A 10,600-nucleotide genomic window follows, 5' to 3' on the forward strand; every position below is an offset into this window, starting at 1 on the left:
ATCTGTTGATGTGTGGCACGAAGTTAATAATAATTGCCAAGAAAACAATCCCTTATGAGGAAGAAATTACCCCCCCAATATGCAGTAAATCAGTATCTTACGTCGCGTGGTAAAAAATTGCTTTTCGTGCTCCCGTTAAGCAGGATTGGCAAGGATGGCCTTCAAAGCCCTGGCGAGCTGGTCGGGACACGAGGTGTCCTTGCTGCCGCAGCGTATGCCCTCCAGACGCGCGATTACCTCGTCGGGGGTCATGCCGCATACAAGGGAAGCGATGCCCTGAAGATTGCCATGGCATCCTCCTGTAAATGACACCGACTTTATTACTCCGTTGTCGAGTTCGATTTCTATAAGGCGCGAACAGGTGCCTGTAGTACGATAATGATATGTCATTCTTCGGATTGTCTTTAATTCCGCAAATTTAACTAATTTTGCCAACAGAATAAGAGAAAAAAGAAAGTAGTCCGCAGAAATGTGTGCGGAGAATCAACGCAGAATAAACCTATGAATTCTACATCAAGACAAGAGGAAGCGCGTACTGCATTCAGAGTGCTGTTTGCAATAAGCATCGCCCATCTGCTCAACGACATGGTGCAGAGCATTGTGCCGTCAATCTATCCGATAATTAAAGAGGAGATGGGACTGTCGTTCATTCAGATTGGAGTCATCACTTTGGTGTTTCAGCTCACATCGTCACTGTTGCAGCCCTTTGTGGGGATGTACGCCGACCGGCGCCCCAGTCCTTACGCACTTGCTACGGGCATGTGTTTCACCCTTACCGGTCTTGTGTGGCTGGCTTTTACCGGGAGCTACGCCGCCATGCTCGGAGCAGTATCCGTGATAGGGATAGGATCGTCCATCTTCCATCCTGAAGCGTCGCGTGTGGCGCAACTCGCAGCCGGTGGTAAAAAGGGACTCGCTCAGTCGATATTCCAGGTAGGGGGCAATGGTGGTACTGCCATAGGTCCGTTGCTTGCCGCGCTGATTGTGCTTCCCCATGGCCGTCTTGCTGTATTATGGTTTGCTGTGGCGGCGATAATGGGTGCCCTGATTCTTACCCGTGTGGGGCGCTGGTATAAACGCATTGTAAGCAATATTTCGCGACAGGGCCGCGAGATACGTTCCGTGGTCGACCACCTCAGTAAGAGACGCATAAACATGGCTCTCGCCGTGCTGGTGGTGCTTACCTTCTCCAAGCAATTCTATCTCGCAAGCATGACGAGCTATTTCACGTTTTTCCTTATCGATAAGTTCGGGGTGTCGATACAATATTCCCAGATTGCCCTTTTCACGTTTCTTGCCGCATCGGCGATAGGTATAATCGCCGGAGGATACATCGGCGACAAGATTGGGCGCAAATATGTGATATGGTGCTCGATACTTGGTGCAGCCCCGTTTGCAATAGCTATGCCCTATGTAGGACTTACTCTCACTATAATACTCGCCATAATCGTAGGCCTGGTAATCTCATCGGCCTTCTCGGCCATACTTGTATATGCTACCGAGCTGAAACCAGGGAAGGTGGGTATGATTGCCGGTCTGTTCTTCGGCCTTTCGTTCGGCCTCGGAGGTGTAGGTGCCGCATTCTTCGGCTGGCTTGCCGATGTACGCGGTATATACTTCGTATTCGAGATAAGCACTCTGTTGCCGTTGCTCGGCATCGTGGCTGCATTTCTGCCCGATCTGAAGAAAATCGACAAAGAGTGAACGCGACTGCCCTCAGTGGAGTTATACATCCATAAGATGATGATTCCACTGTAAAAAATACAAAACTATGTTATTTGATATTCTGCTGCTTGTCGCCGGACTGGCGATGATACTTGTAGGAGCCAACTGGCTTACCGACGGAGGGTCGGGAGTGGCCAAGCGCTTTGGTATCAGTGAATTGGTGATTGGACTTACCATTGTAGCGTTTGGCACATCGGCTCCAGAGCTGGTAATAAGCGTGATGTCGGCTATGAAAGGGAGTGCCGGGCTGGCCATCGGCAATGTGGTCGGCAGCAATATCTTCAATGTGCTGATGATTATCGGCATTGTGGCTATGGTGCGTCCTATCAAGGTCGAACACAGTATAATGACCAACGAGATACCGCTTGTGGTACTTGCATCGGTGGCTCTGCTTGCATGCGGCAACGGGCATCTGCTTGATGGAGATATGACTGATATGGTGACACGCGTCGACGGTATACTGCTATTGCTCTTCTTTGCTATATTCATGCGCTATACATTCTCCATTGCAAAGGCCTCGCCATCGACTCCCGACTCCGAGGTGCAGCAAGAGTCAGTACAACCTACAGTGTCGATGCCGATGTGGAAAGCCTGCGGAATGATTGTGCTCGGCCTGGCGGCTCTCGTATGGGGCGGCGATGTTTTTGTTGACAGTGCTTCATCGCTTGCCCGGGCCATGGGTGTGAGCGATGCCGTAATCGGTCTTACAATTGTTGCCGCAGGTACATCTCTGCCGGAGCTTGCCACTTCGGTGGTGGCGGCTACCAAGGGACGTCCCGGACTGGCTGTCGGCAATGTAATAGGCAGTTGCCTGTTCAACATATTCTTTGTGCTTGGCCTATCGGCGGTAATACGTCCTCTGCCGCTCGGCTCGATAGGAAATCTTGACCTGCTTGTAATGACCGGGGCAGCCCTGCTCTTCTGGCTCTTCGGCTGGATTATCGGCCACCGCACCATTACCCGGACCGAGGGCGCGATACTCGTGTTGCTCTATATCGCCTACACCACAGTTCTTATAGTCAATGCCTGATTACTGTTATATATTATGAGAAAAGTAACCCCGGTGAACTGTTCCTGAAACAATTCACCGGGGTTACTTTTTATTACTGCATCATGCAGGAAAGAGCGTCAGTTGCCGTAGACTACGGAGCCCGAACTGCTCTCGCTCTTGCTGATGTTTTTTGCTTTCAGTCCCGACGCATTGATGTCTCCGCTACTGCTGGCGCTAAGGTCGGCATTGACACAGGTGCCGGCAAGTTTCACATCGCCACTGCTGTTGGCATCGGCTTTGACATTCTGTGCTGTGAGCAGTCGTACTACCACATCGCCGCTACTTCCGGCATGTGCGGTAAGATTGTCGCATGAGAGAGTCCCGATTTTCACATCACCGCTGCTTGATGCCGACGCCGTAAGATTACGGCACTTCATATTGGCCACCTTAATGTCGCCGCTGCTCGATGCCGACAGATCGAGGTTGCCCGTGCAGGATATGTTGTCGCCTATGACGTCGCCACTGCTGCTGACGTTTATTGTAATATTGCCTTTTGACGTCAGTCCGTTTTTGAGTATGATATCGCCGCTGCTTGAAGCCTTCAGGCTGTTTACTGCCGGAGCTGACACGCGTACCTCTCTCTTTGTCGCCCCCCATATCTTGTTGTTGTTGTCGCCTTTAATGCCTACGCAAAGTATGCCGCCGCTGATATCTACCGTAATTCGGTCAATCTCATTGTCAGGGGCGTATACTTCAACGCGAGGGCTCCCGGTCGACTGTGTGTATACTACATCGACTGCGTTGCTGGTGGAGATACCGTTGAAACTGCCTACCTCGACCTGTCGGGTAACATAATTGCGACCGGCAGCTACAACTCTGGCGCATGAGCTTAATCCTGCCAGAATACAAACTCCTGAGATTACTGCAAAAAATGTTTTTTTCATGTCTTATCAATGATTTTATGCGACTGCTGTCGGCATATGTTTATTATAATGACGTAGCTTTATGGCAAAACGTTGCATTCAATGCAAAAAAAATCCAAATTTTTCTTCTTTTTCCTTTATTGATGCAATTAACGGGTCAATTATTCATACTTCTCAAAAATAATTATTACCTTTGTCGCCACAAAAGCATCTATATCTACCAAACCATGCCCGGATGGCGGAATCGGTAGACGCGACGGTCTCAAACACCGTTGGAGCAATCCATCCCGGTTCGATCCCGGGTCCGGGTACAGACAGCGGCTGATAATCGCAAGATTATCAGCCGCTGCTTTTTTAGGTGTGTTCAATGCATTAAGATTATATTTAACAAGGATAAGATTATACGCACAGTAATCAACTAAAAAAGGTGAATATTGTTTTATATTGTAAAAACAGTATTGCCGTTTGTTTATGGACGACTTGATTATAATCATTGCATTGATTCTGCTTAATGGAATATTCTCCATGTCGGAAGTAGCCCTTATTTCCGCTCGAAAATCAAAACTCACAGCTGATGCCAAAGATGGCAACAGAAGCGCAGCAAATGCGCTGAAACTCCAGAATGAGCCTGACCGTTTTTTGTCTACGGTACAGATAGGCATTACGCTTATCGGTATTTTAACCGGATTGTTTTCGGGAGCTACCATCGCTACTGAAGTAGGCGATTATCTTACCCGCCTCGGACTTGCACCAAAGATGGCGATGAATATATCCAGGATATCCATAGTGTCGATAGTGACATATCTATCGATTGTAGTAGGCGAGCTTGTGCCCAAACGCATAGGAATGGGGCATGCCGACACGATTGCCAAGATTGTTGCAGGCCCGATGAAGATACTTTCGGTCATTACCTATCCTATCGTGTGGCTACTGTCGGTATCTACTTCCGCGATAGTAAGATTCTTCAGGATTGGAAGCAATTCAAACAAAGTGACAGAGGAAGAGATTAAATCACTGATTCAGGAGGGCGCGTGCTCCGGCGAGGTTCGCGAGGTCGAACAGGACATCATGGAGCGGGCACTGATGATGGGTGACAGCCGGATTGAAGCGATTATGACCAGCCGCAAGGATGTGGCTGCACTTACCGTAGATATGGATGAGGAAAGAATACGCGAGGTACTTTCGGATGACCTACACTCTACATACCCTGTTTTTGACAGGGAAAAGGAGGATATATGCGGTGTGATTTCGCTGAAGCAACTTGTGCTGTCGCTGGGAAAACCGGACTTCAATATCGAGAAGGCTCTGACGCCTGCCATGTGTCTTCCCGAGACCATGACTGTATATGACGCACTTGAGACGTTTAAAACCTCAAATGGACATTCGGCCCTTGTGTATGACGAATATGGCAGTTTTCAGGGAATAATTACATTGCGTGATATTCTCGACGGACTTGTAGGCAACATCGCCCAGGAGGGAGACGGCCCAATGATAGTAAAACGTCCGGATATTGAAGAGTGGCTCGTCGACGGCCAATGTCCGATATACGATTTTCTGGCATATTTCGATTGTGAAGATTTGTACAAACCGGCCACTTATTCCACTGTCGGAGGTCTTATACTGGAGCATCTGCGGAGAGTTCCCGTCGAAGGAGACACTATAAGATGGCACTCTTTCCGCATCGAGGTAGCCGATATGGACCATGTACGCATCAACAAAGTCGCCGTATCGGTAGTCGCCGATTCTGCGATGTGACAACCTGCCCGCTTGCAACCATCAGATATTGGTAATGTAAATTCGAGGTTTGAAAAAGGGATTGCCCATTGAATTTGTATATGCAATCTACTGGAGTCGTACATCTGGTACGACTCCAGTAGATTGCTGTCTTTAGTATGGTATTGACAGACCACCATCAACAAGATTTACCTTTCTGGTATATGTGGGATTGTTTTCATTGAATTTACCGTTCATGTCTGCATGATATATTTTTAGGATGAAGTCATTATCGGGTATATTTTCAATAATGAACGACGCGTCGGTTTCACAACGGCAGTCGGCATTATCGGAAGACGGGTATTCGACAATTTTCAATACCCCGTCGGCGTATGAGACTTTGATATTTACTTTGCCAAAATCACATGGGTAATCGAGTGATGTGAATCTGCATATGCCTGTTCTCCCTTTCAGTGTCATCTCAAAAGTCCCGCTACCGGTGTCGCTGTCAAGATTATAAATATCAGTGTGGGAGCTTAGACACTCTGTGTTTGTAAGGTTTGAGATATATGGATAGTTATATGTGATATCCTCCACGCTTGAACATGCCGACAATGTCAGTATGGCTATGATAGACAGATTTTTCATGTCATTCGATTTTTAATTTTCGTCCATTAATGATATAGATGCCTTTTTCTTGATTGGATGTAGCTTCAGCTTCGCTTGCATATGTACCGATACAGATTCCCTGAAGATTGAAAACTTTGACTGACCGGTTTGTTGCACTTGTCGTCGGTGTCGCTAATGAAGCGAATTTGCTGACCGGGAGATGGTTGTCAAACCACTCCATATTGCGTAGCAATGCTGTCTTTATCTTTTCGGCTCTAAATTCTGCCGTTTGTGATGGATTATCGTTCCACCTTTCACAGTCATTCTGCCAAGCAGCCCCAAGGGGGAGCACTATGTCGTCGATATAGTCAAATACTTTTGTCAGTTTATCGGGATAGACTTCTTTCCATGCGGCATTAACCGATTTGCAGAAATTGTCATACTGGATAAGCTCGCCTATCCAGTGCGGAGTGAAGCCATAATGTACTTTCATTCTAAAGGTATAGTCCGTCTTCTCACGGTTGTAGCATACCAGGTCCCATATAGGTCCTGCAACCCATCGGGCATTATCATTCAAATCCTTATGAAGATAGAAGCTGCCGTGAAAACCGTCGGGATTGTCCATTACCTCCTGTAGGATAAAGAAGCGGGCCATGCTCTCGACATCCAGATATTGCTCCCATGTTGTAGATGTTTTGTCAGCGGAGTATACAGCTTTGTTTATTGCGTTGAACTCATCGGTAAGCCATCGCAACTGTGCTGTCGAGAGGTCTTCGGGAGAATGATAGCGAAGCGTCAGATTCCAACGGTTGTTTTCGGGAATCGTAATCTGACATTCATCATGGTAGTTGTCAACTTCCACAAGCCAGCCGCCTTTTATCATCTCCGGATTTGTCTCTTGATTCTGCTGTTCGTGGATATTGACGCGGTTTTCGTCAATTCTGATAGTTTCAGTCAGGAAATACAGGCCGATATAGTCGTCATTCAGCACAACCTCTACCGGTCGGAAGTTTGGAGTCCATGCCATATCCATCAATTTGCCCAAATGGAGTCCGGCCACGGTATTTTCGGTTGGTTTCAGTAATGCCCAATGCTTGTTTTTGGGCATACCCATTATCGCGGTCTTTTTCCCAAGTTTTATCTTGTATGGCTTTTTGATACCTTTCCATGATGAGTGCCCGCGGCCTCTTATCTGCATTGGCAGAGGGGTTGCCTCTGAACCGAGAGGCTCAACCCCTTCAGTTCCCATGGGGTCAAGCCGGTAGGTGGCGGTCAGGTATTTTTCTTTAGATACAATGGGTTTACGATTCTCTGTCTCAATATACATGACAGGCAGAGTGCCGGATATTGAGACTGAAGGCGATGGTGTAGGTTCGGTGGCATCTATCTCGTCGGTACAGGAGACGAAACTCAATAAGACTAAAAGACAACCGATTTCTTTGTAGTATTTCATTTTATACACGTCTTTTGGTTTGAAATTACACAATATAGATTGAATACAAACCCAAAGACTGCATACAACAGACTATATTTTTACCATGTCAGCCTTAATCCTATTGGTAGCGTGAACTCAACAGGTTTCTCCTGACGTATCGTTTTTATTTCAGAGCCAGGATTAAAGTAATAGCGTAACGATGGTTCGGCATAAATGCTGAACGATGGTGTCAGATGGTATTGAAGACCCATACCGCCCTCAACCGACCATTGCAGGGGGGCGGAGACGGGAATTGTACTCGTAGTTTGATTACCCCATTCGGGTGAGTATTCATATACTGTATGACAGCCTTTTACCGGAATATCCAGTGCGCCACCTCCCTGACCATAGACAGAAAATCCGTTATATGTGAATATGCGGTAATTGAATTTAACAGGTAGGCCTATATAATGTATGCGCTGGATTGTTTCCATATGATTCTGTTTGCTCTCCGAGAGCATATCCGAACGAAGATATGTGTATCGGATTCCCGTTTCAACACTCCATCGGGAGCTGATGGTCTTATTTATGGACAGGCATATTACAACAGGCATATGATGATGTGATTTCTCTGTCACCTCGATTTCTTCGGAAGGGCCTTCTACATCCGGAATGCTGGGATTGGGCATCATGTAACGGCTGATGTCATTTTGTCCGAGATTTCCGGCATACGCCAAAGCCAATGACCATTGAGAAGTTTCGGATAGCGTTAACTGCTGAGACTTTTCCTCAGCAATAGAAATATCGTTGGCTATAATAGTGTCGATTCTCTTGATAGTATCACAGGCAACACTATCATTGCCGGTTACCGGCACATTGTCGTTACGTAGTGCTACCTCTGTGATATTCACTTGTGATGGTTGCTTTTTACACTCTTTGTCGATGCGAGCCGGCTTGTGTGGTATATTGTCGGGATTATGATTAGTCCCGGATATAGAGTCTGTAGCAGCCATCGTGCCGTTATTGGTCTTAAGGCTTATTATAGGTCGTGTATGTGAGGGGGCTTCATGATGTTTGAATATTTGGTGCCATACGAGGGCAATTATGGCAACAAGCGAAAGGACACCCATTTCTATTCGGTATTCCGTTATCAGACGTCGAAGCATAGCCTTCGCATGAGAGAGTTGAGATGAGGAGGAATGGGGCGCAATGCCAAGCAATGTACTTATCTCCTTGTGTGAAAGTCCGTCCAATATCGCAAGTCGGAAAACTTTTTCATATCCTTCGGGTAATTTATTGATTATTTTATCAAGATTTTCCCACGTCAATATGTCAGCTCTGTCTGAAGTGTCAGTTGTATTATCAGGGATATCTAATTCAGACACCGGCACAGACAAACTGGATAAGTCCTCTTTAAGATATTTGAGAGATAGATTTTTCATGATGGTTGTAAGCCATGACTCTACTCTCGCATTATTGTTAAGTGTGCCAATAGATGAAAATGCTATTAAAAAACCATCATGCAGAATATCCCATGCTACATCTGAATTATGGACATAATATGCCACTACCTCCTTCATTTCCGGGAGATATATCTGATAAATCAGTCCAAAGGCTTCTTTATCTCCTGATTTACATCTTTCTACAAGGCTTATGATATCCATAGATTCAAACTTATAGCTTGTTTAATAATAAATGTTACCGCCATGACGGGAGGTAATTTGTTTCATATGGTTGATATATTTTGCATTTGTTTCAAAAATCAGCAAGAGATTGAGTGATTATAAGATTACCTGTTGTCTCGTATATCCAGGCCGCTTTTCGACATGTCCCTCAGTTGTGTACATAAAGTACACACCTTCGTCACATGTCGAAAATCGACTCAAGCTATACGACCCTGGCGGCAACATTTATTATTAAACAAGCTCTTATTTTTTATAGATATTCAAATATACAAAAGACTGCATGAGAAATTAAAAAAAGCAGTAAATAATATCTCTTATATCTTGATGACGCTGTATCAAATCTCATGCCAAAACCTCATCATCGATTTGAAGTTTCCTCAGATGACAATAATTAGAGGAATATCGACATTGTTTAGCGTTATTACGAATGTTAGTTTTGCAGATTAAAACGTATTTTTCGATGACAGAAGCCAACATACAAATAAAATCACTCCTATGGAATGAATTTGACTGCCGCTATAAAGATTGTGGCGTATCTCTAATAGAGGGCCATGTCCACATAATCTTCCAGTTTTGAAAGGTAAGGAAGGCGACTGCAAGCAAATCGCCGAGCTCATAAGGACACTGGTCTATCTTTCGAGGAGCTTTTATTCCGTCAAATATTGTTATAAGCGTATTTCTCATGCATATAAAATAATGACGTGCGGACTTTTGTCAAGTGATGACTCCCATAATAATTTCTAATTCTGTCAAATGTTTATATATTTCGGTGCGGTTGCCTTTGTTGGTGGGGTGTAGGATTCAGTTTGGTGGACAATTTGTGGACAAAATAGGACCTATAACGAAAAACTCAACTACCTGATCAATAAGTAGCTGAGTTTCAAATTGGTGACCCCGGAGAAGAAGCCGAGGTGTATCGTTGTAACTAAGTAGTTGTCAGAATATTGTAATGCCGTCACTCCGTTTGTTCACGAATTGCACACGGCATTATTTCAATGTTTTTTACCCATTATTCCGTTTGGGCAGTACAAAGTTAATTCTTTTATCCCGATTTTCAGGCATCTAAGTTGTTAAAAATGCCTTACTCAAAGCATGGCGGCAATCTGTTTTTCGACGGCAGTGCGGATAAACGAGTTGATTGACACTCCGGCTTGTTTTGCGAGGTAGGCAACCCTTGAATGTATATCGGGAGTAAGACGCACGTTCAAAGAACCGGAATAGCTCTTGTGTGGCTCAATGCCTTCTTCGGCACAATAGGCAAGGTAATCGTCCACCGCCTCATGAAAGGCGTTGGTGAGTTCGGTAACGCTTTCGCCCTCAAAGTTAACAAGTCCGTCAATACCCTCGATTTTACCGAAGAATACGCCGTCGGCTTCGCTGAATGCAACCGAGCCGATAAAATCCTTATATTTCAATGTATTCATATCAGTCCTTCGTTTTTAAGATAATCATAAACCTGTTTCATAACAATGATTCGGTAAATTTCGTTGTTGTCCAGTTGCGTCTAAGCCGCTAACTGCGTCAATCGTTGGTTTATTTT

Annotated in this window: 9 protein-coding genes and 1 tRNA gene; 4 read left to right on the plus strand and 6 right to left on the minus strand. The window is 45.4% G+C overall.

The features are described from left to right. Positions 1-135: 135 nt before the first annotated feature. Positions 136-390: a TIGR03905 family TSCPD domain-containing protein gene (locus K2I50_RS06900; RefSeq protein WP_301025528.1), complete on the minus strand. Its 255-nt coding sequence runs from the start codon at positions 388-390 to the stop codon at positions 136-138. Positions 391-501: 111 nt separating this feature from the next. On the opposite strand from K2I50_RS06900, the gene K2I50_RS06905 reads away from it, so the two are divergent. Both K2I50_RS06905 and K2I50_RS06910 read left to right on the plus strand, forming a co-directional pair. Next, positions 502-1,704 carry an MFS transporter gene (locus K2I50_RS06905; RefSeq protein WP_301025530.1) on the plus strand — a complete coding sequence of 401 codons (1,203 nt, stop codon included), beginning with the start codon at positions 502-504 and terminating at the stop codon, positions 1,702-1,704. 67 nt (positions 1,705-1,771) lie between these two features. Beyond that, a complete protein-coding gene (locus tag K2I50_RS06910) occupies positions 1,772-2,755 on the plus strand; it encodes a calcium/sodium antiporter (RefSeq protein WP_301025532.1) in 984 nt (327 codons plus the stop codon). Positions 2,756-2,853: 98 nt separating this feature from the next. On the opposite strand, the gene K2I50_RS06915 is transcribed toward K2I50_RS06910, so the two are convergent. Beyond that, the gene (locus K2I50_RS06915; RefSeq protein WP_301025534.1) at positions 2,854-3,660 is read right to left on the minus strand and encodes a GIN domain-containing protein; all 807 of its coding nucleotides are present in this window, start codon (positions 3,658-3,660) and stop codon (positions 2,854-2,856) included. Positions 3,661-3,868: 208 nt separating this feature from the next. On the opposite strand from K2I50_RS06915, the gene K2I50_RS06920 reads away from it, so the two are divergent. Further along, positions 3,869-3,950 (plus strand) — tRNA-Leu (locus K2I50_RS06920). A 160-nt stretch (positions 3,951-4,110) separates the two neighbouring features. Further along, entirely contained in the window at positions 4,111-5,394 is a 1,284-nt protein-coding gene (locus K2I50_RS06925) for a hemolysin family protein (RefSeq protein WP_301025535.1), read from the plus strand. 132 nt (positions 5,395-5,526) lie between these two features. Here K2I50_RS06925 and K2I50_RS06930 read toward each other — a convergent pair whose 3' ends face one another. From K2I50_RS06930 to K2I50_RS06945, 4 genes are all read right to left on the minus strand, one after another. Continuing rightward, complete coding sequence (locus K2I50_RS06930) at positions 5,527-6,000, minus strand: hypothetical protein (RefSeq protein ID WP_301025537.1); 474 nt, start codon at positions 5,998-6,000, stop codon at positions 5,527-5,529. Position 6,001: 1 nt separating this feature from the next. Beyond that, positions 6,002-7,414, minus strand: coding sequence for a CotH kinase family protein (locus K2I50_RS06935; protein WP_301025539.1), 1,413 nt, complete (start codon positions 7,412-7,414; stop codon positions 6,002-6,004). 80 nt (positions 7,415-7,494) lie between these two features. Continuing rightward, a complete protein-coding gene (locus K2I50_RS06940; protein ID WP_301025540.1) occupies positions 7,495-9,039 on the minus strand; it encodes a sigma-70 family RNA polymerase sigma factor in 1,545 nt (514 codons plus the stop codon). A gap of 1,106 nt (positions 9,040-10,145) precedes the next feature. Next, on the minus strand, positions 10,146-10,484 hold the full coding sequence (locus K2I50_RS06945) for a type II toxin-antitoxin system HicB family antitoxin (protein WP_301025542.1): 339 nt from the start codon (positions 10,482-10,484) through the stop codon (positions 10,146-10,148). Positions 10,485-10,600: the final 116 nt, after the last annotated feature.

This window comes from Muribaculum sp. (assembly GCF_029051885.1).
Taxonomy (GTDB): Bacteria; Bacteroidota; Bacteroidia; order Bacteroidales; family Muribaculaceae; genus Muribaculum.

Excerpts from the sequence above, each read along its gene's own strand:
- K2I50_RS06900 (WP_301025528.1), bottom strand. The coding sequence starts at position 390 with ATGACATATCATTATCGTACTACAGGCACCTGTTCGCGCCTTATAGAA.
- K2I50_RS06905 (WP_301025530.1), top strand. The coding sequence starts at position 502 with ATGAATTCTACATCAAGACAAGAGGAAGCGCGTACTGCATTCAGAGTG.
- K2I50_RS06910 (WP_301025532.1), top strand. The coding sequence starts at position 1,772 with ATGTTATTTGATATTCTGCTGCTTGTCGCCGGACTGGCGATGATACTT.
- K2I50_RS06915 (WP_301025534.1), bottom strand. The coding sequence starts at position 3,660 with ATGAAAAAAACATTTTTTGCAGTAATCTCAGGAGTTTGTATTCTGGCA.
- K2I50_RS06925 (WP_301025535.1), top strand. The coding sequence starts at position 4,111 with ATGGACGACTTGATTATAATCATTGCATTGATTCTGCTTAATGGAATA.
- K2I50_RS06930 (WP_301025537.1), bottom strand. The coding sequence starts at position 6,000 with ATGAAAAATCTGTCTATCATAGCCATACTGACATTGTCGGCATGTTCA.
- K2I50_RS06935 (WP_301025539.1), bottom strand. The coding sequence starts at position 7,414 with ATGAAATACTACAAAGAAATCGGTTGTCTTTTAGTCTTATTGAGTTTC.
- K2I50_RS06940 (WP_301025540.1), bottom strand. The coding sequence starts at position 9,039 with ATGGATATCATAAGCCTTGTAGAAAGATGTAAATCAGGAGATAAAGAA.
- K2I50_RS06945 (WP_301025542.1), bottom strand. The coding sequence starts at position 10,484 with ATGAATACATTGAAATATAAGGATTTTATCGGCTCGGTTGCATTCAGC.